Annotated in this window: 27 protein-coding genes and 1 tRNA gene; 12 read left to right on the plus strand and 16 right to left on the minus strand. The window is 63.4% G+C overall.

Going from position 1 to position 25,278, the window contains the following annotated elements:
• Positions 1–25 precede the first annotated feature (25 nt).
• From N5P29_RS14330 to N5P29_RS14340, 3 genes are read left to right on the plus strand one after another with little or no spacing between them, the layout of a single operon-like run.
• Positions 26–1,246: an MFS transporter gene (locus tag N5P29_RS14330; protein ID WP_262278595.1), complete on the plus strand. Its 1,221-nt coding sequence runs from the start codon at positions 26–28 to the stop codon at positions 1,244–1,246.
• A gap of 32 nt (positions 1,247–1,278) precedes the next feature.
• Positions 1,279–1,920 (plus strand): TMEM175 family protein, encoded by a 642-nt coding sequence (locus N5P29_RS14335; protein WP_262275541.1) that lies wholly within the window; start codon positions 1,279–1,281, stop codon positions 1,918–1,920.
• Positions 1,921–1,974: 54 nt separating this feature from the next.
• Positions 1,975–2,481, plus strand: coding sequence for an Lrp/AsnC family transcriptional regulator (locus tag N5P29_RS14340; protein WP_144659569.1), 507 nt, complete (start codon positions 1,975–1,977; stop codon positions 2,479–2,481).
• A gap of 21 nt (positions 2,482–2,502) precedes the next feature.
• Here the strand turns inward: N5P29_RS14340 and N5P29_RS14345 are convergent, their stop codons facing one another.
• Complete coding sequence (locus N5P29_RS14345) at positions 2,503–3,738, minus strand: MFS transporter (RefSeq protein WP_262275542.1); 1,236 nt, start codon at positions 3,736–3,738, stop codon at positions 2,503–2,505.
• A gap of 172 nt (positions 3,739–3,910) precedes the next feature.
• Here N5P29_RS14345 and N5P29_RS14350 point away from each other — a divergent pair, with 172 nt between their 5' ends.
• The 4 genes from N5P29_RS14350 to zapE are packed head-to-tail and all read left to right on the plus strand — an operon-like array spanning position 3,911 to position 7,022.
• On the plus strand, positions 3,911–4,423 hold the full coding sequence (locus N5P29_RS14350; RefSeq protein ID WP_262278596.1) for an Lrp/AsnC family transcriptional regulator: 513 nt from the start codon (positions 3,911–3,913) through the stop codon (positions 4,421–4,423).
• Between the two features lie 19 nt (positions 4,424–4,442).
• Positions 4,443–4,868, plus strand: coding sequence for a DUF1761 domain-containing protein (locus N5P29_RS14355; RefSeq protein WP_262275543.1), 426 nt, complete (start codon positions 4,443–4,445; stop codon positions 4,866–4,868).
• Positions 4,869–4,878: 10 nt separating this feature from the next.
• Positions 4,879–5,874: a magnesium/cobalt transporter CorA gene (gene corA, locus N5P29_RS14360; RefSeq protein ID WP_262275544.1), complete on the plus strand. Its 996-nt coding sequence runs from the start codon at positions 4,879–4,881 to the stop codon at positions 5,872–5,874.
• Positions 5,871–7,022, plus strand: coding sequence for a cell division protein ZapE (gene zapE / locus N5P29_RS14365; RefSeq protein ID WP_262275545.1), 1,152 nt, complete (start codon positions 5,871–5,873; stop codon positions 7,020–7,022). Before corA ends, zapE begins: the two co-directional genes overlap by 4 nt.
• 42 nt (positions 7,023–7,064) lie before the next feature.
• Here the strand turns inward: zapE and N5P29_RS14370 are convergent, their stop codons facing one another.
• From N5P29_RS14370 to N5P29_RS14400, 7 genes are all read right to left on the minus strand, one after another.
• Positions 7,065–7,595, minus strand: coding sequence for a ferritin (locus N5P29_RS14370; protein WP_144659557.1), 531 nt, complete (start codon positions 7,593–7,595; stop codon positions 7,065–7,067).
• A 54-nt stretch (positions 7,596–7,649) separates the two neighbouring features.
• Positions 7,650–8,021 carry a fluoride efflux transporter CrcB gene (crcB, locus tag N5P29_RS14375; RefSeq protein WP_262275546.1) on the minus strand — a complete coding sequence of 124 codons (372 nt, stop codon included), beginning with the start codon at positions 8,019–8,021 and terminating at the stop codon, positions 7,650–7,652.
• On the minus strand, positions 8,018–8,455 hold the full coding sequence (locus N5P29_RS14380) for a fluoride efflux transporter FluC (RefSeq protein ID WP_262275547.1): 438 nt from the start codon (positions 8,453–8,455) through the stop codon (positions 8,018–8,020). Before N5P29_RS14380 ends, crcB begins: the two co-directional genes overlap by 4 nt.
• On the minus strand, positions 8,448–8,966 hold the full coding sequence (locus N5P29_RS14385) for a universal stress protein (protein ID WP_262275548.1): 519 nt from the start codon (positions 8,964–8,966) through the stop codon (positions 8,448–8,450). Before N5P29_RS14385 ends, N5P29_RS14380 begins: the two co-directional genes overlap by 8 nt.
• A 39-nt stretch (positions 8,967–9,005) precedes the next feature.
• On the minus strand, positions 9,006–10,718 hold the full coding sequence (locus N5P29_RS14390; protein WP_262275549.1) for an ABC1 kinase family protein: 1,713 nt from the start codon (positions 10,716–10,718) through the stop codon (positions 9,006–9,008).
• Positions 10,719–10,721: 3 nt separating this feature from the next.
• Positions 10,722–11,255: a PadR family transcriptional regulator gene (locus N5P29_RS14395; RefSeq protein WP_260842340.1), complete on the minus strand. Its 534-nt coding sequence runs from the start codon at positions 11,253–11,255 to the stop codon at positions 10,722–10,724.
• 81 nt (positions 11,256–11,336) lie between these two features.
• A complete protein-coding gene (locus N5P29_RS14400; RefSeq protein WP_262275550.1) occupies positions 11,337–11,678 on the minus strand; it encodes a YciI family protein in 342 nt (113 codons plus the stop codon).
• A gap of 177 nt (positions 11,679–11,855) precedes the next feature.
• On the opposite strand from N5P29_RS14400, the gene N5P29_RS14405 reads away from it, so the two are divergent.
• Positions 11,856–12,512 carry a DedA family protein gene (locus tag N5P29_RS14405; protein WP_262275551.1) on the plus strand — a complete coding sequence of 219 codons (657 nt, stop codon included), beginning with the start codon at positions 11,856–11,858 and terminating at the stop codon, positions 12,510–12,512.
• On the opposite strand, the gene N5P29_RS14410 is transcribed toward N5P29_RS14405, so the two are convergent.
• Complete coding sequence (locus tag N5P29_RS14410) at positions 12,495–13,889, minus strand: MFS transporter (RefSeq protein WP_262278597.1); 1,395 nt, start codon at positions 13,887–13,889, stop codon at positions 12,495–12,497. The genes N5P29_RS14405 and N5P29_RS14410 overlap by 18 nt on opposite strands.
• 211 nt (positions 13,890–14,100) lie before the next feature.
• On the opposite strand from N5P29_RS14410, the gene N5P29_RS14415 reads away from it, so the two are divergent.
• A complete protein-coding gene (locus tag N5P29_RS14415) occupies positions 14,101–14,991 on the plus strand; it encodes a helix-turn-helix domain-containing protein (protein ID WP_262275552.1) in 891 nt (296 codons plus the stop codon).
• A gap of 10 nt (positions 14,992–15,001) precedes the next feature.
• Here the strand turns inward: N5P29_RS14415 and N5P29_RS14420 are convergent, their stop codons facing one another.
• The 6 genes from N5P29_RS14420 to galU form a co-directional block, all read right to left on the minus strand.
• Positions 15,002–15,466, minus strand: a complete 465-nt coding sequence (locus N5P29_RS14420; protein ID WP_262275553.1) for a DUF3806 domain-containing protein — start codon at positions 15,464–15,466, stop codon at positions 15,002–15,004.
• Positions 15,467–15,546: 80 nt separating this feature from the next.
• Positions 15,547–15,619 (minus strand) — tRNA-Ala (locus N5P29_RS14425).
• A 36-nt stretch (positions 15,620–15,655) separates the two neighbouring features.
• Entirely contained in the window at positions 15,656–16,393 is a 738-nt protein-coding gene (locus N5P29_RS14430; RefSeq protein ID WP_262275554.1) for an SDR family oxidoreductase, read from the minus strand.
• A gap of 68 nt (positions 16,394–16,461) precedes the next feature.
• The gene (locus tag N5P29_RS14435; protein ID WP_262278598.1) at positions 16,462–17,340 is read right to left on the minus strand and encodes a hypothetical protein; all 879 of its coding nucleotides are present in this window, start codon (positions 17,338–17,340) and stop codon (positions 16,462–16,464) included.
• A gap of 130 nt (positions 17,341–17,470) precedes the next feature.
• Positions 17,471–18,097 (minus strand): GNAT family N-acetyltransferase, encoded by a 627-nt coding sequence (locus tag N5P29_RS14440; protein ID WP_144659533.1) that lies wholly within the window; start codon positions 18,095–18,097, stop codon positions 17,471–17,473.
• Between the two features lie 5 nt (positions 18,098–18,102).
• Positions 18,103–19,038, minus strand: a complete 936-nt coding sequence (galU, locus tag N5P29_RS14445; RefSeq protein WP_186313510.1) for a UTP--glucose-1-phosphate uridylyltransferase GalU — start codon at positions 19,036–19,038, stop codon at positions 18,103–18,105.
• A 97-nt stretch (positions 19,039–19,135) separates the two neighbouring features.
• On the opposite strand from galU, the gene N5P29_RS14450 reads away from it, so the two are divergent.
• The 3 genes from N5P29_RS14450 (at position 19,136) to N5P29_RS14460 (ending at position 21,038) form a co-directional block, all read left to right on the plus strand.
• Positions 19,136–19,750: a 5-formyltetrahydrofolate cyclo-ligase gene (locus N5P29_RS14450; protein ID WP_262275555.1), complete on the plus strand. Its 615-nt coding sequence runs from the start codon at positions 19,136–19,138 to the stop codon at positions 19,748–19,750.
• Positions 19,751–19,893: 143 nt separating this feature from the next.
• Positions 19,894–20,166: an FmdB family zinc ribbon protein gene (locus N5P29_RS14455; protein WP_144659525.1), complete on the plus strand. Its 273-nt coding sequence runs from the start codon at positions 19,894–19,896 to the stop codon at positions 20,164–20,166.
• Positions 20,167–20,477: 311 nt separating this feature from the next.
• Positions 20,478–21,038 carry an RcpC/CpaB family pilus assembly protein gene (locus N5P29_RS14460; RefSeq protein WP_262275556.1) on the plus strand — a complete coding sequence of 187 codons (561 nt, stop codon included), beginning with the start codon at positions 20,478–20,480 and terminating at the stop codon, positions 21,036–21,038.
• A 14-nt stretch (positions 21,039–21,052) separates the two neighbouring features.
• Here the strand turns inward: N5P29_RS14460 and N5P29_RS14465 are convergent, their stop codons facing one another.
• Positions 21,053–25,210 carry a DUF4011 domain-containing protein gene (locus N5P29_RS14465; RefSeq protein WP_262275557.1) on the minus strand — a complete coding sequence of 1,386 codons (4,158 nt, stop codon included), beginning with the start codon at positions 25,208–25,210 and terminating at the stop codon, positions 21,053–21,055.
• Positions 25,211–25,278 lie beyond the last annotated feature (68 nt).

Below are 25,278 nucleotides of genomic sequence, written 5' to 3' on the forward strand. Positions count from 1 at the left end.
GTCTTACTGTTGGCCGGTGAACAACATGACCGTCGAGCCGCAAACCGATAGTTGGCAGGGCCATGCCAAAGGGACGCGGGGCTATAGCCGCGCGCTGGCGGCCTTGGCGCTTGCCGGCGTCGCGACCTTCGCCCAGCTCTACTCGACGCAGGCAGTGCTGCCGCTCATGGCTGCCGATCTGCACATCACCGCAGCGGAGGCCGCGCTCAGCATTTCGCTCGCCACGGTAGGACTCGCCGTTACGGTACTGCCATGGTCCTTTGTTGCCGACAGGATCGGCAGGGTCCGGGCCATGGCGATCGGCATTGCCGCCGCAACGCTGCTGGGGTTGCTGGTTCCGCTGGCTCCAACGGTTCCCGTCCTCTTGGGGCTCCGCACGCTTGAGGGCATGGCCCTGGGCGGCATTCCCGCCATCGCCATTGCCTACCTCAATGAAGAAGTCGCCAAAATCCACACCGCGCTGGCGGCAGGAAGCTACGTCGCCGGTACAACACTGGGGGGTCTAGCCGGCCGCTTGGTAGCCGGCCCTGTGGGAGAAGTCTGGGGCTGGCGGACAGCGGCCCTCGCCGTCTCCCTGCTCGCCACCATATCCGCGGTCCTGTTCCTGGTGCTTGTTCCCAAACAACGGCGCTTTACGCCCTCTCCGGCCACGGGATTCCGAGGCGCTATCCGCACCTTGGGCGGACATGCCGGCAATCCTAAACTCGTTTCGCTCTACCTGCAGGCGTTCCTGCTCATGGGTGGCTTCGTGGCGGTCTACAACTATCTGGGCTTCCGGTTGCACGCCGAGCCCTTTGCCCTTCCCGCCACGGTAGTCAGCCTCATTTTCCTGGCCTACCTTTCAGGCACCGTGAGCTCCCGATGGGCGGCAGGTCTCACCACCAGGTTTGGACGGCGGAACGTTCTGGTGGCTGGCATCGTCATTTTGTCGGCGGGTCTGGCCTTGACCCTGATGGAGAACCTCGCCGCGATATTGGTCGGGCTGGTCATCTTCACGGGTGGCTTCTTCGCCGCCCACAGCGTAGGTTCCGGCTGGACGGGTGCCATCGCCACCACCGGCCGGGCACAGGCGGCATCGCTGTACAACCTGTCCTATTACCTTGGCTCCAGTGTTATTGGCTGGGCCGGCGGCCTCGCCTTCCAAGGATTCGGTTGGACTGCTTTAGTGCTCGGCGTCATCGCCCTCTCATGCACGACGGCGGCAGTCACCTTGGTAGTTCACCGCACCGCGCGCCGGTCCCCCTGATTCCCGGCCGGCCTGGTCCTACAATCGGAGGCATGACACAGCTCGCGAGCTCACGGGACCTGTCGTCGCCGGAACGTTTGCAGGCGTTTACCGATGCCGTGGTGGCGATTGCTTTGACCCTGCTGATCCTGCCCCTCATGGAAAGCGTTGGGGAATTGGCGGATCATCATGGAACCACTGCGGAGTGGCTGGTCGAGGAGCAGTATGCCCTCCTGGGTTTTGCCCTCAGCTTCATCCTGATTGCCGTGTTCTGGACGCACCATCACCGACTGTTCCGCCAGGTGCGGCAGGTCGATGGGGGTTTGCTGTGGCTGACCGTGGCTTGGATGTTCTTCATCGTGGTGATGCCAGTGGCGACCTCGCTCTCCACCCAAATGGACGCCGACTGGGCGCAGCCGCTGGTGTACATCGGAACGTTGTTTGCCACCAGCCTGATGCTCCTCCTGGCACGCATCCATCTCAGGGCACATCCCGCGCTCCACACAATGGACCCGGAGGAGATGCGCTCCGGAATCCGGGCCGGGACCATTGTGGCCGCCCTTTTCCTCGCCGCGTTGCTTTTGGCCCTTGTTCTTCCATCAGCGGGCAACTTCCCACTGCTGCTGATGTTGCTCAGCGAGCCGCTCCAGCGACTGGACCGGCGCAGGGAACCCAGCAAGCCCGCAAAACGATAGGCACCTGAAGAATTCACCGATTAGGATAGGTGAAAGGCAATTTCAGGAGGATCCGTGAGCACCCCCACGAAGAATGTTCGGTCAAGCACGGGCAGCGCAGAGCCGTTGGACGCCATCGATGAGCGGATCCTCGCAGCCTTGGTGGAGGACGCCCGCATTTCCAACAAGCAGTTGGCCGAACTGGTGGGCATCGCCCCCTCCACGGCCCTGATGCGCACACGCGCCCTGTCCGAGCGCGGTATCATTGAAGGCTTCGAAGCGGTCCTGAGCCTGCCGGCCATTGGACGCTCAGTTCAGGCGTTGATCGCCGTACGTCTTCGCGCCCACGACCGCGACCAGATCGACCGCTTCACCGCCCGGGTGCCCAAGCTTCCGGCCGTCATCTCGACGTTCCACACCACTGGCTCCGTCGACTACCTGCTGCACATCGCCGTCGCCAATACGGACGACCTCCGCAACTGGCTCCTGGACAACCTCGCCACCGACCCCGTGGTCGGCCACACCGAAACCACCATGGTGTTCCAACACATTCCCGGCAACCGGGGACCGCTGCCCGAGTAAACTGCAGAGGGACCCTGCGCGTCAGTCCCGCAGGGCATTCTTCAGCGACACAGCGGCCAGTGCCAGCGCCGCCGCACCGCAGAGGACGGTGAAACCCACGACGGCGGCCTGCAGGCCCCACGCCGTGACAGCCACTCCCAGCCCAATCACCGGAACGGCGCTGCCCAGGTACGTGATGACGTACACCGTGCTGATCACCTGCGCATGACGGGCAGCCTCCACTTTTCCGGCGACCTCATTGAAGACCTGCCTGAAAGCTATGCCTTGGCCCATTCCTGCCGTGATGCTCGCCGCGACCAGCAGCCAAGGACTGGACCACGCAGCTGCAGCTTCCACCATGACCACGGAGACGCCCAGCACTGCCAGAGCCACAGGCACCGTAAAACGCCCGCGGACCCCCAGCAATTGGCTGAACGCTGAAGCGCCCAGGGTGACTCCGGCCAGCAGGCCGATCAGCGGCCGGGAGTCCGCGTGGACCACCGTGGCGAAGTAGCCCGGTGCCAGTGACAAACAGAACCCGAAGACCGCGAAGCTCAGGAATCCGGTGGCAGCCGCCATCCAGAAAGCACCCCTGGCGTTACGGGAGATGGACGGTTTCCGCGGAGCCAGGACCCTGTGGGCCCGGGGACCGTCCGCAGGGGCGATCGCGGGCCTGGCCTTAAGCAGCCACAGTGGAACAAGGGCCGCCAACAGCACTGCCGAATGCAGGTAGTAGGGCGTACGGGTGGGCTCGGGCAGGAGGGACAACAGCCCTCCGATGGCCGGACCTGCTGCCACGCCGCCCGCAGAGGAAAGCAGGGTGAAGCGGGAAGCCCAGTCCGGGCGCTGGGGCAACAGCTCGCGCAAAGCCGCCGAGCTGGCTCCGGTAGCGAGCCCTACGGCGACGCCCTGCAGGGCCCGGCCCGCGGACAAGGAAAGCAGCGAATCGGCATTGGCGAAAATGACCCCACCCACCAGGCCCACCAGGACCGCGAGTACCAATGCTGCCCTGCGCCCGATGTGATCGGACCAGTGGCCTGCCAGCATGAGCACCGCGACCAAGGCCAGGACGTAGCTGGAAAAGGCCACGGTCACATCAAGAGATGACAAACCAATCCTGGCTTGGAGCAGGGGGTAGAGGGGTGTGGCCAGGTTTGCGCCAACCAACAGCGTAAAGATCACGACTCCTGCCAGGACCAATCTGGCCGTGGTGGAGGCATCCCATCCCCAGCGTCCGGCGGTGGCCGGGCGCATGCGGAGTTCGCTCAAGACAGTCATTTCCATGCCTTCGGACTCGGTGGCCGGCAGTTGGTTCCTTGTGGGAGCTACTGCTGCGGCTAAGTATTGATGGCAATAGAATGCAGGAGCACTGACCCTTCCAAGCGTCGCAGGTGCAAAGATTGATCAAAATACTCAAAGAGGCAACCACCGAGTGATCCGGAGTGACCATTTGAACACCCTCGACCCCCTGGACGTGAAGATCCTCCTGGAACTCATCAAGGACCCCCGCATCCAGATAGCCGAGCTCAGCGAGGGGCTGGGCATTGCCCGCAACACCGCCCAAAGCAGGCTCAAGCGCCTGCTCCGAACCGGTGTCCTGCAGGCCGCCGGCCGTGAGGTGGACCTTGAGAAGGTGGGGTACGACGTCGTCGCTTTCGTCACGATCGAAGTCACCCACCGCGAACTCGACGGCGTCATTGGCGCCTTGCGCCTGATCCCCCAGGTCCTGGAGGTGCATGAAATCTCCGGCCGCGGAGATCTGTGGTGCCGGGTGGTGGCTACCGATACCCACAACCTGCAGTCCGCACTGCGCTCGGTCCTGCGTACCAAGGGAGTGATCCGGACTGAAACAGTCTTGGCCCTTCACACGCACATCCCGTACCGCACGGAACCGCTCATCGGACGGATGGCGGCAGCCCCAACACGCAGCAAAAACGAGCAGAGCCCGGGAGCAGAGGCCTGAAGAAACTAGAGTCTTAGGCATGGATTGGCTTTCACACATTTCCCAGATCAACTGGCTCGCCGTTCTCCTGGCCTTCGTTTCAAGCATGGTGATCGGCTTCGTCTGGTACATGCCGGCCGTTCTTGGACGCCGGTGGATGGAGGCGATCGGCAAAACCGAGGACGATCTCAAGAACATCGAAGGTGGCGCAGGAATCTGGGTGCCCATGATGCTCGCAGCCGCCGTGACCAGCATCCTCCTTGCCATCCTCATCAGCGCCCTGGAACTGAACACCTTCTGGGCCGGTGGTCTGTTTGCCCTCATTCTCGCGGTGGTCTTCCGCGCCGGGGGCCACGTGATCCACAACGGCTTTGCAGGGCGCCCCTCGTCCGTGACAGTGATCGATTCGGGCCACGACATCGTGGCAATGACTGTTGCGGGCGTCATCATCGGAGCCATGCAGTAGCGTTCACCTTGTGACCATTATCGACAACGCCGTTTACGTGGACGGCGTCCGCACAGCCACCCCGCGCAGCCTCGAGCAAACCTTCGAGACCTTGGCCCAACATGGTGGCATGGCCTGGATCGGCCTCTATCGCCCTACCCAGGAAGAAATGGCTGCGGTAGCCAAGGAGTTCGGTCTGCACAGGCTCGCTGTGGAGGATGCCGTTTCAGCCCATCAGCGGCCCAAGATTGAACGCTATGACAGCAGTCTGTTCACGGTTCTGCGTCCGGCCAGGTATCTGGACGAGACCGAATCCGTGGAGTTCGGAGAGCTGCACATCTTCACCGGCTCCAACTTCGTGGTGACGATCCGCCATGCCGAAACCGGCGGGGTTGCCCGTGTCCGCCACAGGTTGGAAGCCCGGCCGGACCTGTTGTGCCACGGCCCCGAAGCGGTCCTCTATGCGCTCCTGGACCAGGTAGTGGATGACTACGCACCGGTGGTTGCGGGCCTTGAAAACGACATCGACGAAATCGAAGACCAGCTCTTCAGCGGCGACAGCGCCGTGTCCCGAAGGATCTACGAACTCGCCCGCGAAGTCATCCAGTTCCAGCGCGCCATCCAGCCCCTGCCGGACATCATGTCCTTGCTGGAGAAGGGCTTTGAGAAGTACGGCGTGGACATCGAACTGCAGCGCTCCCTCCGCGACGTCGAGGACCACGTGCAACGGGTCATTTCACGGGTGAACTCCTTCCGCGACCTGCTCCAGAACGCCCTCACCCTGGACGGCACGTTGACCGCCAACCGGCAAAACGAGGCCAGCGCCGCCCAAAACGAGCAGGTCAAGAAGATCTCGTCCTGGGCGGCTATCCTCTTCGCTCCGTCGTTCGTGGCCGGCGTCTACGGGATGAACTTCGATTTCATGCCCGAGCTTCACTGGACCTTCGGCTACCCCATGGCCATTGGCCTCATGGTGGGTGCGGCAATGCTCATGTACCTCATCTTCAAACGCAAAGGGTGGCTGTGACGCCCCTTGTGAGGCCGGCTCCGCGCGCTGCGAGGGACACCGCCAAGAGGCTGCTGGAAGGGATAGCCCTCGACGCCGGACGCTCGGGCTTTGCGCTCGAAGAAAGCCAGCGGCAAGCAGCCGAACGGCTGGCGGCCTTGGGCGCGGAGGTGACCGTCCGTCGTCGTACTCTTTCCCGGAAAGTGCCACGAAGCCTTTACCTCCACGGCCCGGTGGGACGCGGCAAAACGTGGTTGATGGACAGTTTCTTTGCCCGGTTGGACGCCCGGAAACGGCGCGTCCATTTCCACGACTTCTTCCGCAAGCTACACGCAGGCACCCATGGCTCCGCCACAGGCCACGCAACGGCAATCCAGCATTCGGTGGACGCGTTGCTCGATGGCATTGATGTGCTCTGCTTTGACGAGTTCCATGTCCACGATGTTGGTGACGGCATGTTCATTGCCCGTCTCCTCCGCACCGCGGCGGAGCGCCGCATCCCTTTGGCAGTCACCTCGAATTACGCACCGGATGATCTCCTGCCCAACCCGCTCTGGCACGACCATTTCCTGCCCACCATTGCGGCCATCAAGGAGATGATGGACGTTGTGAAGATTGATGGTTCGTCGGACTTCCGCCGCTTTCCCTCAACCGACTCACTCGGGACCCTGGGATTCGAGTCCTTCCGGGCAGGACGGATCGTGACGCCAGGCACGCCTCGGCAGCTGGGCAGGCTTGGCCTGTTCACCCCGTCCGCCTCGCAAAGCCGGGTGTTGATGCCCACCACCCAACCGATCGTGGTCAAGAACTCCGATCCAGAGGTCCTTTGGGTCGGATTCCAGGAGTTGTGCGGCGGGTTGACCTCCACGTCCGACTATCTGGTCCTGGCTGAAACGTTCACCACCTGGGTGATCGACGACGTCCCGTCCCCGGCAGAGGCAGATGCAGCATCAGCTCCGGCATGGCAACGCTTCAGCAACGTGGTGGATGTGCTGCACGACCAGGACATCACGCTGTTCCTGGTCGGCCACGGACCCCTGGACTGGGACATTGAAGCCACGGCAAGCGGCCTGCCCGTGGACTTGGCCCGCATCGCAAGCCGTCTGTCCCTGCTCGGCCGTTCCCAGCCCGAGGATGACGGGGCACGTAAAGAGGTCGCCGGAAGCTGAGCCTCCGGCGACCTCCAACCCGTGTGTGGTGCGTTGGTTGCTTTACAAAGCTCCGCCGGCAGCAGAGGGTGCACCGGCGTCGTGCCCGCCGTCGCCCACGGCCTCGCGGGCCACGTAGTTTTCAATGTCGAAGAGGTTCTCGGCACGCTCGGTGATGTTCAGCAACGTGGTCATCGATGCCACTTCTTCCACCTGCTCCTTCAGGAACCACAGCATGAACTGCTCGCCCAGGGCATCGCCCTCGGCACGGGCAGCACGGAACATCTCCTCGATGTTCCGGGTAACTTCTTTTTCCTGCTCCAGGGCCAGGGCGATGGGTTCCTTGGCGTTGCTGAAGTTGTTGCGCACAGGGGCAATACCCGGAATTTCAACGTGGACATTACGGTCCAGCATGTACTGGACCATCATCATGGCGTGGTTGCGTTCCTCCAGGGATTGGCGGTAGAAGTGCCGGGCAAGCTGCGGCAAGTCTTCACCGTCAAAGTACACAGCCACGGCGATGTACTGCTGGGAGGCTGCAAACTCGTTGGCAACCTGGGCGGACAACAGTTCATTGAAGGTCTTGTTAGCCATGGCTCGATCCTACAACCGCGCAACTTCGCCACACTGGGTGAAAGTCTGGCCGGTTTACGGCAAAAGGAAGCTGACGCCCACACCTGCCGCCGCGGCCGCGACACTGGCGACCATGGACCCCAAACCGTTGAGGAGGGCCAGCCCGGTCCTGCCACTTTGGACCAGGCGGATCGTTTCCAGGCTTGCCGTGCTGAAGGTCGTGTAACCACCGAGGAATCCAGTCCCCAGCACCAGGTACAGGGACTCGGGCGCTTCTCCGCGCATCATCAGCCCTGCCATGAAACCGAGCACCAGCGAGCCCGAAACGTTGATGAGGATCGTGCCCCACGGGAGGGCAGTCTTCACCTTTGTACGAATGAGGCCGTCCACCAGGAACCTTGCAGCGGCACCGACTCCCCCGGCCAGGCCAAGAAGCAGGACCGTCACGCTTCGGTTCCTGTTCCCAGCCGGTGATGCCAGGCGCCGAGCCAGATTCCGGTGGTCGTGGCTGCGGCCCCACCCAGGAGACTGGCGGCCAAGTAACCAGCAGCGGCAGGGACGGCGCCGGCGCCCAGCAAGTGGACCGCGTCCACCGCGAGGGTGCTGTAGGTGGTGTAGGCGCCCAGGAACCCCGTACCCAAGGCGAGCCGAACGACCCGGCGCCTTCCGACGTCGGGCCCCCTGCGGGCGAGCCCCTCAAGAAGGGCGCCAAGGGCCAAAGCTCCGGACAAGTTGATGACCAAGGTGGGCAGGGGCCAAGCGCCTGGCGCGGGGATCACCAGTCCCAAGCCGTAGCGTGTGAGCGCCCCCAACACACCTCCTGCGGCGACGATGCCCATGAAGCCCCAGTGCAGGTGTACGGGACGTTTGGACTTAGTCATCGTCATCCGGGATCCGCGGATTCACAGGGATGACCAGCACGGGGCGGTCCTGCCGGTGAAACAAATGGCGGGCCACCGACCCAGCGGTCACGTCCTTCAGTGTCGCGGTCAGGCTGTGCTCGCGCGTGCCCACCACGATCATGGACGCGCCGAGGTCCTCCGCCTCACGGGCGAGGGCCTTCGCCGGTTCTCCCGCCAGCGGCACCAGCGTCCATTGAACGTCCTTTTCCTGAAGGTGTCCGGCAATGACCTCCTTCAGCGCCTCAACGGCGTCGGGAGCATCGCCCTCCACACCGTCGGGATCAATCGGAGCCGCAGGACCTCCCGTGGTGCCATCCACCGGATACACGGTGACATCGGCGTAGCCGAACACCAGAGGAAGTCCTGCACTGGCAGCCACCCGGGCCGCCTGCTCCACCACCACCGGATGCTGACCGGGCATGACGCCCACCAGGACGGGTCCGTTCATACCGCCGGGCAGCTCACGACGGCGGGCAGGAGTCTCAGTCACAGGGCAAGTCTACGGCGCGGCAGCTGGGCGACCGCGTGGTCAGCGGCTGTGTCGGCGGCCTGTCAGCATGGACACGAGCAACGGGATCAGGGACATGACCATCAGGACGTTTCCCAGCAGCACGTCACCGTTGCGGACTATGGATCCCGAAATCAGCAGCGCCCCAAATGCCACCGCGGCTACCGCCGTGCGGACCAGCCGGATCATGCGCGCCAGCTGACGTTCGAGCTTACGGTTGGAAACCTGCAGGGAGCCGTCCTCGACGCGGGTGATCAGCCCGTCCAGCCGTTTGGGCAGGCGTAGCGCCAACGTTGCGGCGTCCACGGCCTGGGAGGCGATGTCGTTGACCAGGTTGCCGCGTTCATCGCGCAACAGTTGAGCGGCGTAGGGCTCCACCGAATTCCACAGGTTGAAGCGCGCGTCCAGCGAACTGCAAACCCCCGAGGTCAGGGACATCGCACGGATGATGAGCAGGAAGTTCTCCGGCAGTTGGAACGGAAGTGAGCGGATGACGCTTCCAAACTCGACCCCGAAATCGCGAAACTCCCGGGGGTCCACGTCGCGAAGCTCGGCAAAGCCCATGCCACCAAAACGGGCGAACAACTGGGTCATGGCCCGTTCAAGCTCGCCGGCGTCGGCCGAGGGCATCAACACCCCGACATCACTGATCGCAGCAACCAGCCCCTTGCCGTCCCGGGAGGCGGCAGCGATCAGGAGCTTGCGAAGCCCGGCACGCGTCTTCGCAGGAACCTCGCCCATCATGCCGAAGTCAATGAAGGTCAGCTTCCACGGATGGTCGGCGGTGCCGTTGGTGGGGGTTACGAAGATGTTGCCCGGGTGGGGATCGGCATGGAAGAAGCCATTGGTGAAGAGCTGGTCAAACATCACCGATGCGAAAACAGGTGCGACGTCTGAGGGATCGATGCCGGCCAAGCGGAGCGCCTCGGCGTCGGTGATCTTGATGGCGGTAACGTCCTCAAGGGTAAGGACGCGTCGAGTGGTCCGCTCCCACACCACAGCCGGCACCCTCACGCGGGGGTCGTGGGCGAAGTCCGCGGCAAAGCGTTCCGAGTTTGCCGCTTCATTGAGGTAGTCGATCTCCTCCTGGCTGGTCTGGGCAAACTCCTTGATCAGCGCGGGGACGTCGGCGCGATCGGACACGATGCGGACCCGGCTCAGCCAACCTCCCACTTTGCGCAGGGCGGCGAGGTCAATGTCAACGATGGTCTGTATACCTGGCCGCTGGACTTTGAAGACCACGCTGCTCAGCCCGGTGTCTTCGGCATTGCCCGGAAGGAGCTTGGCCCTGTGTGCCTGCCCAAGCGAAGCGGCCGCGATGGGCGTCTCCTCAATGGAGGCAAAGACGGCCTCCAATGGCGCCCCCAGTTCGGCTTCGGCAAGATGGCGGATGGCCCGGAACGGCACCGGTGGCACCTCGTCCTGGAGGCCCTCCAACTCGGCGGTGATTTCAGGCGGCAGGACGTCAAGCCTCGAGGACATGAACTGGCCTACTTTGATCATGAGGCCGCCAAGCTCAACCGCAAGTTGGTGGAAGCGTTGGGCGAAGCGCGTCATTCTCCGGGCACGATTGCGTTCAGTCAGCCGGCGCAGGCCCAACCTCGGCAGAAAAAGCTCGAACCACCACGTCACCGCAAGGTGCCAGGCGGCGAAACGCAGGATACGGCGGTAGCGGGCACTGGCGCTCACTCCGCCAGCCACATCTCCTGCTTGATCACGTCGACCCGACGCCACCCCTCAGTCCTGCGCGAGGATCGAGTACAGCCGGCGGCGTGCTTCTTCAAGCACCGTCACCGCCTCCCGAACCTGTTGCGGTGTGCCTGTCCGGCCCACTTGTGCTGCAGCCTGGGCAAGTTCCATCCCGGCTTTGGGCAGTGCGGCAAAACCCGGGCCCGAGGAGGCACCCTCTGAGCTCCAGGGGGCGGATGTCCCGGAACCGGCAACATCCTCCCGGCCTGCTTCAGTCAAGGAATAGATCTTGCGTCCGCTGGATTCCTCCGAAGTGACAAAACCCTCGTCCGAGAGGAGCTGAAGGGTGGGGTAGACCGAACCTGCACTTGGTTTCCAGTTGCCACCGCTGCGCTCTTCGATTTCCCGGATGATCTGATAACCATGCATCGGCCGTTCGGCCAGCAGGGCCAGAATTGCGGTCCTTAGCTCCCCCCGGCCGGCCCGCCCTCCGGAGCGCTTTTCGAATCTCGACCGGAACTCCTCCACGGCCTGCCACATTCCGTCGAAATTATTTCCCATAAAGCCGCTTGAATTGTGCATTGAGCCCACCTCATGACATCGCGAACGATACTGAACGATATACCTAACGATATAGCTGGTGCAGTGCCAAGACAATGGACATCAACTGGCGGGATCGTACTGGAACGCCCGGACTTCCTGGGCGCAGCGGCAGGCCGCTGCCATCTTCGCAGCCCATTTGAGCGCCGCGTCGTGAGATGGCAGTTCCAGGATGGAATAGCCGCCTTCAAGCCGCGACGTCTGGGGGTACGTTTCCTCCCGAACCGCACCAGCGCCGTCGACCATAACCGGCGGGACGCTTTCATCGATGCCCCCGCCGAACACCCACACCCCTGCGTCCTTGGCCTCCTGCACTACTGCGCGGGCAGCGGCAGCAACTGCCGGAAGTTCTTCAGCCGTGACGTCCATAGCGGCGCTGGGAAACGAGATCAGGTACTTGGTCATCGCGGGGGCTCCTTCTGGCTCGGGCGGTGGTCTTTCATCGTTGCCGATCCGACGCGCTCCCGTAAAGAGCGGGCCCCGAGGGAATTCGCGGCCAGGCTCCGTGTGTGGCTCCGCTTTGCCCGACGGCGCAGATGGCAATAGCGTTGACCATGGCGGAGACGATGAAAGGGCGACGGGTTGATCAGCGTACTGCGAGCCCCAGGTTCGATCGAAAACTTGACCGGAATAGTGGGCATCGCAGCTCAAGTGATTGACGCCTTGGGTGAGTGGGGCGTCGGCCTGATGACGTTCCTTGAGACCGTCTTTCCGCCGATCCCCAGCGAGGTGATACTCCCCCTCGCTGGCTTCCTGGCCCAGCAGGGCAGCATGAGCATCGTTTTGGTCTTCGTCACCAGCACACTTGGAGCTTACGCGGGTGCCTTGTTCCTGTACTGGCTCGGCTACAAGGTCGGCTTGGAACGGGCGATTACTTTGCTCTCGAAACTGCCCCTGGTGGACAGGGAGGACTTCGAAAAAGCATCGAAATGGTTTGAACGCCACGGCAAATCCGCCATCTTCTTCGGCAGGCTGCTGCCTGGAGTACGTAGCCTCATCTCCCTGCCCGCAGGTGCCGAACGGATGAACCTCCTGACGTTCTCCATTTTCACTATCGCCGGTGCCGGCCTGTGGAATGCCTTGCTGATCGGCCTGGGCTCCTTGCTTGGCACGCAGTACCACCTGATCGAACAGTATTCCCGGTTCTTCAACTACGCCGTGTACGCAGCGCTGGCCGTGTTCGTGGGCTGGCTTGTTCTGCGGAGTGTCAGGCGCCGGAAGTCAGCGGAACGCCGATAGCCCGGACGGTTTCCGCAGAAACACGGCAACCAACAGGGCCGTTACCAAGCACAGGCCTGCGTTGACCCAGATGGCAGTGGTCACCCCTCCGAGAACGGCCGGGGCAGCATGGTTGCCGATGGCCACAATCCGCGCGGTAAAAATGGCGCTCATCACCGGTATGCCCATAGTGATGCCGATCTGCTGGCTCATGGTTGCCAGTCCTGTGGCCATCCCCTGCTCGGTATCCGGTACTCCCGACGTCGCAGTGACCATAAAGCCGACAATGACCACCAGGTTCGCCACTCCGCCGATGAAGGTCGCCACCAGCAGCAAGCCAATGGAGGCAGGGTCGACGCTAAGCAGCACCAGCACGCCAGTGGCAATGGCTTGGAGGATGAAGCCGTACACGATCGCCTTCTTGTTCCCGAGCTTGCCTATGACCTTGGGGCCAAGGACTCCGCCAAGGACCGTACCAAGACCCAGCACAGCAAAGGCCAGACCGGCGCCGAGCGGGGTGTAGCCGAGGACCTGCTGCAAGTACAGGGTCAGGAGGAAAACCAGGGACGTCTCGGTGACGAAGGCCAGGATGCCCGCCGTGTTCCCCCACGCCACAGTGGACCGCTTCAGGATGCCCAAGGGTACCAGCGGCGGTGCGGCCCGACGCTCGACGGCAACGAACGCAATAAAAAGCACGACGGCGGCCCCAAGGGAACCCAGCGTCAGCGGATCGCTCCATGAGTGCTCGGCCGCGTTCGTGAGGCCGAAAACCAATGCCAGGAGACCCATCGTGACCGTGATGGCGCCCGGTACGTCCAAGCGCGGCCTGGTAGCCGGCTTGCTTTCGGACAGAACCATCGGGCCAATAATGAGCACAGCGAGGGCTAAGGGGAGGTTGATGAGGAATGCCCAGCGCCAACTAAGCAGATCGGTCAGCAGCCCGCCAAGGATGGCACCGGTAGTGAATCCGGCGGCCATGAGGGAACCGTTAAGGCCCAGCGCCTTATCCCTCAACGGCCCTTCCGGGAACGAGGCAAGGAGGAGTGCCAGGGCTGCGGGGACCACCATGGCAGTGGCGATGCCCTGGCCCACGCGGGCGATGAGCAGCACCGCCGGTACCGTGGCCAGGCCACCGGCAAGCGAGGCCACGCCAAGCAAGGCCATGCCGAGGAGGAACATCCGGCGGCGGCCTGCTATATCGGCGACACGCCCGAACAGCAGAGTCAGACCGGCGGCGCACAAGGCGAACGCCGTCGCGATCCATTGGAGGTTCTCCAAGCCGAAGCCGACGTCGGCACCTATGGCCGGGAGTGCGACGTTGAGGATGGAGAAGTCAACGGCCAGGGTGAAACTGGCCGCTAGCAAGACGACGAGCGCAAGCCTTTGCCGGCCCGTCATCCGCCCGGGCGGAGCGGCTGCACCTGAGGGTCGACCTTCGGCTTCTGCCGCAACGTGCGAAGTCATGGGAGTCCTTCCGGTAGGTGGGCTGCAATCTGGCAGCACCTGGAAACTCCACTGTCACTGAACCCCGGTGACTCAACCACACCCCCTCGTGCCTACCCCTGACAGGGACAGGACAGCACCCAGGAAGACCGGCAGAATGGGGTTCATGAGCAACTACAGCGAACTTGGGGAGTTCCTTCGCGTCCGAAGGGCCGCTTTGCAGCCGGAAGACGTCGGCCTCATCAACTACGGCATCCGCCGCGTTCCAGGGCTCCGCCGGGAAGAATTGGCGATGCTTGCCGGAGTAAGCAACACCTACTACACCCGATTGGAGCAGGGCCAGAGCACAAACGCCTCCGAGGCCGTTATTGAAGCCATCGCCAGGGCCCTGAACCTGAACAGCGACGAGCGCAAGCATCTGTTCAACCTCGCCCGGCCGTCGAGCACCAAGCGGCGTCCATCGATCCGGCCGGACAAAGCAAGGTCCGGAACCTTGCGGCTCATCCAGTCCATGCCCAACACTCCGGCTGTCGTTATGGGGCGTCGCAGTGAGGTGTTGGCGTGGAACCGGCTCGGACACCGCTTGGTTGCCGGACACTTGGCTTTCGAGGCACCCGCGCGGCCCGCGACGAGGCCGAACATGACCCGAATGCTCTTCCTCGATCCCCACGCCCGAGAGCTGTACACCCGGTGGCGTGATGAAGCCGCGCGGGCCGTGTCCTCACTGCGGTTGCTCGCTGGCCGCTCAAGCGAGGACCCTGCACTGGCGTCCCTTGTTGGTGAGCTGACCATGAACAGCGAAGAATTCGCCAAACTGTGGGCCCGGCACCCGGTGGAAAACTGCATGTCGGGCATCAAACACATGCATCATCCCGACGTTGGTGACCTCGAGCTCTATTTCGAAGTCCTTGGGCCGCCGGATGAATCAGGTCACCGGATTCTTATGTACTCAGCTGACCCGGGATCCCCTGCTGCGGAGGCGCTTCAACTGCTGGCATCCGTACAACCAGTCGTAGATCTTGAGGCGGACCGCCCCCTGGGATCCAGGCCCCTTTAGTCCGCGGGGCTCAGCTTAGCCGGCCCAACTGCTTGTACACCGCGGAGGCCAGTACAGGAATGAAATCGCCGTCCTCGCCCCGAAGCCAACGCTTTTCCACGGCGTTCAGGGGGTAGACCAGGGTGTTGTTCTGCTCGGCGTGAAGTGCCAGCTCCCGCCCGAGGGAGTCCTCCGCAATCACCCAACGCAACGGCGTGGTCCGCGCCAACAGCTCACCATAGGCGACGCCGGCAGCGTTGCGGTACGGCTCTTGAAGCTCCGCGTGGGTGCCCTCCGGGGAACTCTGCCACGTCGCGTACACCAGCTCATAAAACCCGGCTACGCTGGCGGGATCCTCGAGGTTCACTTCCGCCTGGTCCGCAAGTTTGATGTGGCCGGCGAGGAAGGCCCTGTGATCGACGCTTAGCTCGCTGTAAACCGGCTGCTCGAAGTCCTCGACGGGGGTAGCCGTTGTCCGCTTTCTGAAGAATCCCATGGGAAACAGCTAATCAGGTTTCCATAACGAGAGCCGGACGCCACACCAGCGGCACCAGGGTGAGGCAACGGGACAAAATGTGGAGCTAAGGAGATTCGAACTCCTGACCTCTTCGATGCGAACGAAGCGCTCTACCAACTGAGCTATAGCCCCCGGACCAGGCATTTCCGCCCGACCAGTGTCCCTAGGCTACAAACTTTCCCGGCGCTTTTCCAACCACGACACGAACGTCTCCGTGCCAACCGCGTGCTCCGGGACAAGATTGTGGCCGGCCCGAAGGAAAGCACCCATGGAACCCGGCAAAGGCACGCTGATAATCCTTCCCCGCGACCCAGTAGTGGCCTTCCACTGCTCGGCCATTGAACGCATTGGCAGCACTTCCGGCCCACCCACCGTCCGCACCCGCTCCCCAGTCGCAGGCGAATCCGCCAACGCCACCGCCAGCAACTCCCCTGCAACGTCGGCCGGCGAGATCGACTGGAACGCCACACCCTTGAACACAGGGATCAATCCCACCCGAGCCCCGGCGGCAAAGATGCCGGCGACGAGGCCGTGGAACTGGGTTGCGCGCACCACCGCCGTCTCCAGCGCCGCCTCCTTATACCTGCGTTCCTTGGCAGCCTTGGAAACGTAATACGGGAATGTACTCAGATCGCAGTTGATGATGGACAGCAGCACGGCCCTCCGGACACCTTGCGCAACGGCGGCAGCGAGAAGCCGCCCACCGCCGTCGGCGAATTGCTTTTGCGCCTTCCCGAACTGGCCTTCAAGGCAGTCAATAACGACGTCGGCACCTGCCACCGCGGCCGCCAAGCCAACGCCCGTGGTGACATCACCGGCGAAGTAGGTGACGCCGTCGTGATGGCCGGCAGAACCGGCGTCCGGGACATGGCGGCTAAGGACCGAAACCTGGTGCCCGGCGTCCACAGCAAGCCGGACACCTCGCGGCCCACCTGGCCAGTACCACCGGCAACGCAGATGGAGCTCATGCGGTCTCAGGCGCGGCGTCGCTGCAGGACGTCGTCCAGGTTGCTCAGGGCGCTTTGGCCCTTGGGGGAAACTGCCGCTTCAGCTTGTCCAGTCGACTGCTTCAGGACCGGCTTGCCCACGGGCTTCGGCGCTTCCGGCAGATCCAGCGGTTCAGGCGCTGGGCGCTGGGCCTTCGCTGCGTCAACGTAGGTGGGCTTCGGAACCTCGACGGGCTGCCAGCTGGCACCCTTGGAGTCCGCGGCGGCCTGCGCCGACTCATCTCCAGCGGCGACAGCAACGGCCAACGCTGCCTGGCGCAGCTCCACCGCGGACAAGCGGGCGTTCTCGCGGCTGTTGGCCTCGGCATCGAAAACTGCAGTTTCCTTGGCCTCGACCGCCGGTTCTTTCGGCAGATAACGCGCAGGCGTGGGAATGGGCGATGCCTGCGCTTCGCGGCGGGCGCGCCGTTCGCGAAGGTCGCGCAGGGCCAGTTTGCGCAAAACCACGACGGCGACCACCGCACCGGTGAACGAGACCAACGGCAACCAGACAGTGCCTGTACCGAATAGACGCACAATGCCCGAAACGATAGCCGTCAGCAGCAGGACAAGCCCTGACAAGGCCAGAGTGAGCCGCGCATAGCGGATAGTGAAGGGCGTGGGGGCCGGTTTGCCCGCCGAGGACTCGGACACACGGGATTCCTGGGGCGACGCCTGTGCTTTGCTGTGCATGGTCTCCATCGGTTTCTCCTGCTGAGGTGCCAAAGTCAGTACCACCCCTGCCTGCGGTTCGTCTGGTTCGTCGTCGAAAGCCTCTGCTGGAACAGCGGCCGCTTGGACTTGCTGGCGTCTGTTCCGCAGAACGTACGGCGCCACCCAGACCATCCACAACGCGACAGTGACCACAAGTATCACTGAGCTGCTGAGAGGGAAGTCCACATTCAAAACCGTAGAAGCAAATTACCGGGGGTGGCGGCATTGCGGCCGGTGTGTCGTGGTCGAGTCCGCAAATGACTGGAGATAAGGCCGAAATGGCCTATGACCTGCCCGTTTGTCCTTTGAGCCACCTGCGAAGCAGACCCTCCGGAACTTCCTCCGACGTCAGGGCGAAGGAGCGGTGGTCAGCCCACTGTCCATTGATGTGCAGATACCTTTCCCGGTATCCCTCATCGCGGAATCCAAGCTTCTCCACGACCCGAAGGCTGGGCCCGTTTTCAGGCCGGATGTTGATTTCCATCCGATGCAGCCCGAGCACGTTGAAGCAGTGATCCGTCGCCATCGCTACCGCCGTGGGGGCGATGCCGCGGCCGGCCCGCTCCTTGTCCACCCAATAGCCAAGGGTGGCCATCATGGCTGATCCCCAGATAATCGAGGAAACCGTCAGTTGACCCACGATGGCGGGTTCACGGAGGCCGGCTGTGCGTTCAACGATGACGAACGGCAAAGCCGTGGAATGGCGCGCCTGCTCGTTCAAGGATGCAACCATCTGGCGATAGCTGGGGAGGCGGCCACCCGGAGCCGGGTTGGACGCCTCCCACGGCGCAAGCCAATCACTGTTCCGCGAACGGACCTCGGACCATTCCCGCTTATCGCGGTACCGGATGGGCCGAAGTGCCAGGTCTCCGCACTCCAGCGTCACCGGCCAGATCGCAGAACCGTACATCCTTGTTACTGGGGAAGCGTGGCGGTGAAGTTCGGCAGCCACTCGCGAAGCTCAGGACCGAGGTCCTCACGCTCGGCTGCCAGCTCGATGCAGGCTTTGAGGTAGCTGAGCTTGTCGCCGGTGTCGTAGCGTCGGCCGCGGAAGACCACGCCGTACACGCCGTAGCCCTCTCCCTCGCCGGCTGCCAGGACCTCAAGGGCGTCGGTCAGCTGGATTTCTCCACCACGGCCCGGGCCGGTCTTCTCCAGGACCTCGAAGACAGCCGGGTGCAGCACGTAGCGGCCAATCACGGCAAGGTTCGAAGGGGCCTCTTCGGGAGACGGCTTTTCCACCAGTTGCTTGATGCGGACGTAACCGTCCTCGTCGATGTCCTCAACGTCGGCGCAGCCGTAAGCGCTGATCTTGGACGGCTCCACCTCGATCAGGGCCACAACGGAACCGCCGGTCTTCTGCTGGACAGCGATCATTTCGCTCAGGAGATCGTCGCGCGCGTCGATGAGGTCGTCACCGAGCAGGACGGCGAAGGGCTCGTAACCGACGTGCTGCTTTGCACGCAGGACAGCGTGGCCCAGGCCGTTCGGATCGCCCTGACGGACGTAGTGGATGTCGCCGAGGTTGGTGGCGGACTGGATGGCTTCGAGCTTGGCGGTGTCGCCCTTTTCAGCCAAGGTCGCTTCAAGCGCCGGCACCCGGTCAAAGTGGTCTTCCAGAGCGCGCTTGCTGCGTCCTGTGATCATGAGGACGTCGTGCAGGCCCACCTTGACCGCTTCTTCGACGACGTACTGGATGGCGGGCTTGTCGACCACGGGCAGCATTTCCTTCGGCATCGCCTTGGTGGCGGGAAGGAACCGGGTACCAAGACCCGCTGCAGGGATGACAGCCTTACGGACAGCGTTGTTATCGAGAGTCACCGGACTAATGTAACGGAAGGAACAGATCATCGGCTAAACCCCCGCCGCGCGGCTTGCACATTTTCCTGGCTGCTCAACACCACGCAACAATTCAATCGGACCCCACGAACCTGAGGATTGGACACAGATGGCATCGAAAGAAGACATCCGCCGCAGCCGGCGTCTCTACAGAAGGGCCCTGTCCCCGGAGCAGATCGCAACAGCGGGCGAGGCCCTGGCCCAGCATGGAACCGCCTGGGCCAAGGGCATCACCTCCGGCGAACCAGCCCGGTTCGCGGTGTATGTGGGAGTCGCTTTCGAACCACCCACCATGCCACTGCTTGAGGCCCTTCATAACGCGGGCCACGAGGTGCTGCTTCCGGTCTGCGAACCGGAACGCCAACTGAGCTGGGTGCATTGGACTCCGTCGACGGTCTTTGAGCGCTCCACCTACGCGCCCATCGACGAACCCCTGGGCGAGCGATTGGACAGTTCAGTGGTCGCAACTGCCGCGGGGATCTTCATGCCGGCTACCGCCGTCGATCGTGACGGAAACAGGATCGGCCAAGGCGGCGGATACTACGACCGGCTGCTGCAGGGCCTCGATGCCTCCGGTCAGCGGCCGCCCACCATCGCCGTGGTGTACGACGACGATCTGTTGCCTTTCGGCTCCATACCCGCCGAAGCTTTTGATCGCCCTGTGCGGGAAGTACTGACGCCGTCCGGCGTCGTCACGCTGGATGACGCCGGAGAAGACGCCTGAAGGGTGGTGAGTTCCGGCACAGGTGCTGGCGAACGCCGCAGGGACGGGTGATAGAATTGGCACTCAGGCCCTGGGACTGCTAATGCGGAAACTCTTCGCTGCGGCGCCACAGGACCTGAACTTTGTCCTAAAGGAGGAACTCAGTGCCCACATACGCATACGCCTGCAAAGACTGTGACCATGCCTTCGACATCGTCCAGTCCTTCTCAGACAGCTCCCTGACAGAGTGCCCGGAATGCAAAGGCACGCTGCGCAAGAAGTTCAACAGCGTTGGCGTCGTCTTCAAGGGCTCCGGTTTCTACCGCACAGACTCGCGTGACACGAAGGGCAGCAGCACCGTTTCGGCAGCGCCCTCCACTCCAAGCGCACCTGCGGCCGCCACACCCGCTCCCGCTGCCGCGGCAGCAGCGAGCTAAGTCCGGGGACTTTTCCACATAGGGAGGCCGGCCCCTGTCAGGGGGCCGGACATGCTGGCTACCGTGGCGGCATGTCACCTACCTCCCGAAGCGCCTTACTTGCCCGTGCCAAGCGCTCAGCAGGAACTGCTGACAGGGAACTGCTTCGGCCGCCGGGACAATACCGGCCGCCTTCCCCTGGTCGCGCCCGCCCCATTTTCAGACGCGACGGGCCTCCAACCCCTCGTCAACGGGCACGACGCTCGCCCAGGGCATGGATTTCGCGCAACCGCCGGCTCTGTGTCGCCCTGCTTCTATGCCTTGCCGCAGGGATGGCCGTCCAGCAGCTGACTCCGGCGTCGGCGGCGCATGCCACCGTCCTTGTGGCAGTGCGCGATCTCGCGGCCGGCACCACACTGAAGGAAACCGACTTCACCACAGTGGACATCGCGCCTGAACTCGCTTTGACCGCGCAGGTGGAAAATCCTGCAAGGCTCGCCGGACGCCAATTGGCATCTCCCCTGGGCAAGGGGCAAATCCCAACTGATTCAGTTCTCCTGGGACCGGGCCTGCTAACCGGCTCTCCCGCAGGCACAGCTGCCGTTCCACTCCGCATGGCCGATCCCTCCTCTATTCAGCTCCTTTCGCCAGGGCAGCTGGTGACGGTGGTCCTTACCGCTTCCGGCTCCTATGACGAATCGCGCCAAAGCCAGGTCCTTGCCGGCCCCGTGCCCGTACTTTGGACCTCGGCCCAGGGAGGTAAGGCGGGCGAATGGCTTGGGACAAGTGACACCGACGGGCTGGTGGTGGTTGCAGCCAATCCCCAGCAAGCAGAAAAGCTTGCCGGCGCATCAACGCAAGGCAAGCTTTTCTTTGTCCTGGTCAGCCCATGAGGCCTTTCAAGCGATTATCCCCAGTGCGGGGGCTTCTGCTCCTTCAACCACTGCTCGTGGTCGTAGCCGGCCTCGTCGCCCCAGGCTCGGGGGTCGTCCTCCGCGGCTTTCGTGGGAAGGATGCCGCCGGAGCTGTGCTTGGCGGGGGTCGTTTCCCTAGCTTTTTCAGCAGTGGCCCCGTCCTGGCCGCCGGCGTCGCCTTCGGCACCGCCGTTGCCCGTGCCGCTGTCTTGTTCCGTCATTGCTGCTTTCCTGTCCGCTGCCTGGTCCCGCTCGCTGCCATTTTCCCCGGGCTGCTTACCCGAGGCAGCGGTCGAAGGGCGAGTGAACGCTGGCTTTGCCTTGTCCAGATTCAATTGTTCAACATCCATGTCCAGGAAACCATGCTGCGGAGATTCCGTGGAGGTGAGAATGTGGTTCTCCAGGCCGAGGTAGGAACCGATTCGGTCAGCGCAGGAGGACGGGTCGGTGAAGACCTCGATGGTCCAGAGCGACATGTACCGCCAGCCCATGCGCTCCAGGAGCTGCGGCCGCAACCTGCTGCGTTCACGGACACTCATGCGCCGGTAGCGTTCCGTGCCATCGGATTCGATGGCCACCGGCGTTGGAATCTCGGCTCCCTCGCGGCCAATCGTGTGCACCGGATCGGCAGCGGCGGCAATGTCCAGGACGCCGTCGTAGAGGTGCCACACGCGGGCACCCCTGGCACGCAGGCGTTCTCCAAGGTCGGCGACCAAAGGGTCTTCGCCGAGGGCCTGCTCACTGGCGACCGCGCGGGACGCCGGGGTTCCGAGATTGCTGTTGCCGGAGAGTTCCCGGTCCAACAACTCATAGAAGTCCACAGCACCGTGCGACAAGCGATCCAGGTCAAGATCCTCGGGCCGGAAGCAGCTCAGTACGTGCATGGAGCGCCGGGCCCTGGTCATCGCCAAGGCGAAGCGGTTACGGCCACCTTCAGCCGACAAGGGGCCAAAAGAGTGGAGTGCCCGGCCGTGGGGTGTGCGCCCGTAACCGAGGGAGAAGATCACGTGGTCGCGGACCAGACCTTGCGCGCGTTCAAGATCCACCACACGGAAGGACTCAGGGCCGGCCGCGAAGAAGGACGCCAACAAAGGATGGTTCGGCAGTTGAAGCCTGATGGCCTCGCCGATCCTGGCAGCGTGGCGCAGGCTTGCTGTCACCACGGCCAAACTGGTGCGTGGACGCAACGTGGCGTGCTCGAAGACGAGGTCAACCACACGGTTCACTTCGGCGGTGACCGACTCCACGCCCTCGTGATCGGCTCCGGGGAGTCCTGTGCCGTCGGGAATGTACTCGACAAGGATCGAACGATCCAAGCCAGTGACCGAGTTGCCGTCGGGCAGTCGCTTCAGGCCGCCGTCGTAATAGTTCTTGCTCAACTGCAGGATCAAGTCTTCGTCAACTGCCCGGTAAACCCAGTTCAATTGCCACGAGGGCAAGACCCGGGAGAGGGCCTTGAACGCACTCTCCACGGTTTCGTGGCCGGCCACCCCGGCTACCGGCGGCTCAACGGCCACGCTGAAGGTCCGGGCGTTGGCGATCTTCGCGTCGCCGAACGCCACCACCTGGCGGGCACGTGCGATCGCGGGAAGGACTGCCTGCAGGGATGTCGACTCGGCGTCGATGACCACCACGGCGTCAAACTTCTGCTCGGCGGGGAGGACTCCGGTGAGCAGATAAGGGCTGACAGACCACACCGGGACCAGCATCGGCACGAGGTCCGGAGCTTGGGCGCTCAGGGCAGGCAAAGTTACCCGCCCATCCTTCAGCAAGGCACGCAGCAGCTCGGCCTGGCGGGGGTGGTCAACCAGCCCTTGGCGCCACCTTTGTGCGAGCTGCCACCGGAGCCGGGCAGCACCACTGGCGATGTGCGCCTGGTCGGCCAACCTGAACTCGGCTTCAAGGCGGCGCAGGGAGTCGCCATCGGACATGGCGAGGTAGTCGTCGCCACTGATCATCGCTTCCAGGGCGGACTGCCACCAGGCCAGGTCCAGCTCGGCGGCCACCGAGGACGCGGGAACTTCGCGTTCCGCCAGATCCGCCAGCAGCTCTCCAAGGCCGTGCTCACGCATTTCCTCGATCAGGAGGGTGCGCTCCGGCAACGACTCCAGCGTGTCAGTGTCTGCCACGAGACTCTCAAGGCGCTCCATGAGCTCCGGGTAGGGCGTACCGTGAAGCGAGCCGCCGGCGGAGGTGTGCTTGAGGGCGTCACCGAGCCTGCGAAGTTCGGTATCGAGCTCGCGGTAGAGCGCGCCGAGATCGGCCAGCCCCGAGGGAACTGCCGGATGGCGTTGCGTTGTGGCGTAACCCGCCCACAGCGCGCGTTGCTCCTGGACAAGGACCAACGAACTGTGGAGATCAGCAATGTGAACACCAGGCCGCACATATTCCTTGGCCACGCGCCGCAGCCTGGAGCGCTGCATGGAAGGCATCTCGATGTTCCGCTCACGCCGCCACGCCGAACTGGCAGTGGCCGAAATGAGGTCGTGCACCGGGCGGTCAAAGATGTCCGGCGTGAACTTGTCCAGGCTCTCGCGCACAGCAATCAGCAGTTCGAGCTGGGCACCCCATTCCGTAAAGGTCTCGCCCAGGCGGATCTCGGCGTGATCGGACACCTGCTTCATGCGGTCGCGCAGGACGGGGAGTTTCTCCGCGGCCAGGCGGGCAAGCTGCTGCGCTTCCTCGGTTTCCTTGCGGGTGACCAAACGGGCGCCGTACCAAGGACTGCTGGTCGAAGCCCGGCTGAAGCTTCCAAGTTCTGCAGCACGCCGGAGCCGTGCAGCGAGTTCCTCGCGGTCCTTGATGTTGTCCAGGACGCTGCGCTTCAGACGCACGGTCGTGGAGGGAGCCGGATGGATGGATGTCAGTTCCGCGAGAGACTGCATGGCCTGATAGGGCGAGCAGCCCCAACGCTCACGGACGTTGTGCAGGGACGCAACGTGGTCCATCAGCGCGTGCCGATGCCCGGTCAATGTCTGGTGCAAATTGCCAAGCTGCGGCTCAAGCGCCTTCTCGTTGCGCATGATTGCCCGAACCAGCTGGGCTTTGAGCTGCTGCGGGGTGGTTCCGTTACCGGGGCGGAAGAGCAGCGAATCGAGTCCGAGTGATTCAAGGTGCGCGGACAATCCGGCGAGGCTGGACTGCCGGTCCCCCACTACCAGGACCGACTTTCCTTCGCAGACCAGCGCACCGATGGCGTTGATGGCGGTCTGGGTTTGCCCGCTCCCCGGCGGCGTACTGACTACCAGGGAGTCTCCGGCGCGAACGGCGTCAACTACGTACTGCTGGTCCGTGTCGGCATCAAGCAAAAGGAGTTCATCGGCTGGATCACGGACATCCAGGCTGGGGAACCTGCCTGCCTTGATGGGTTCCGGCTCGATCTCGCCGCCGTTGGCAGCAGTGGCCAGCGCGGCCACGGTGGGGTTGTTCAGGTTGATCCAGGGATCGTCGAGGTTGCCGGAGAGGTCGGCCAGCGTTGTCACCAGAAGGTTGAACTCTACCTCTGCGCCATGGATCGGCTGAACCAGCGTGGACAGACGATCCAGGACAGGTTGCGGATCCAATCGCGCGGTGTTGTACGCCATGCGGGCCACGGCGTTGACGTCAAAGACGATGCCGTGCACCGTCTTCAGGTGACGCACCAGGGCCGGGTTCATGCGCGCTTGCTCGGTGAGCTGGAGTTCGAAGTCGTCCTCTCCCGGCCGGACCGTAAGGACAATGGACGTGAGCATGACGGGAGCGGAGACACGCTGCGGTTTGCCACCGACGGCTGATGTCCACACCACGGTACCGGCGGACAAGTAGCCGGCTTCGATACCGCGGTCATTGCTGAGCTCAAAAATCTTCGACCTGATGTTCCGGGCTGCCCGGGCAGCCACGAGATACTGCTGGCGGTCCCTGATCAGGGTGGACAAGCGTGTCCTGCGGCCCGCCAACAGCTGCGCCAAGCCTGAGGGATGCGCGTTGCTGAGGTCAATAGCGCCTTCGGGCGTCTTGACGAAACGCAGCATAGTGTCTGCCCCGGTGACGGGTTTGAGACCAGACAGCCATTTGCGGAGCTCTTCAGAGCCCTCTTCCTGGCCTTGACCTACTGACACGACTTCTGCCTTCTTTTCTGTACTAGCTTTAGACGCCTTGGACCATACCGGCATACTTTCGAGGGTAGCGGGAATCCATGGCCAGCCCGCTCCGCAACGCTGTTCCAACGCGAAATTCACCG

Source organism: Paenarthrobacter sp. JL.01a, from assembly GCF_025452095.1.
GTDB lineage: Bacteria > Actinomycetota > Actinomycetes > Actinomycetales > Micrococcaceae > Arthrobacter.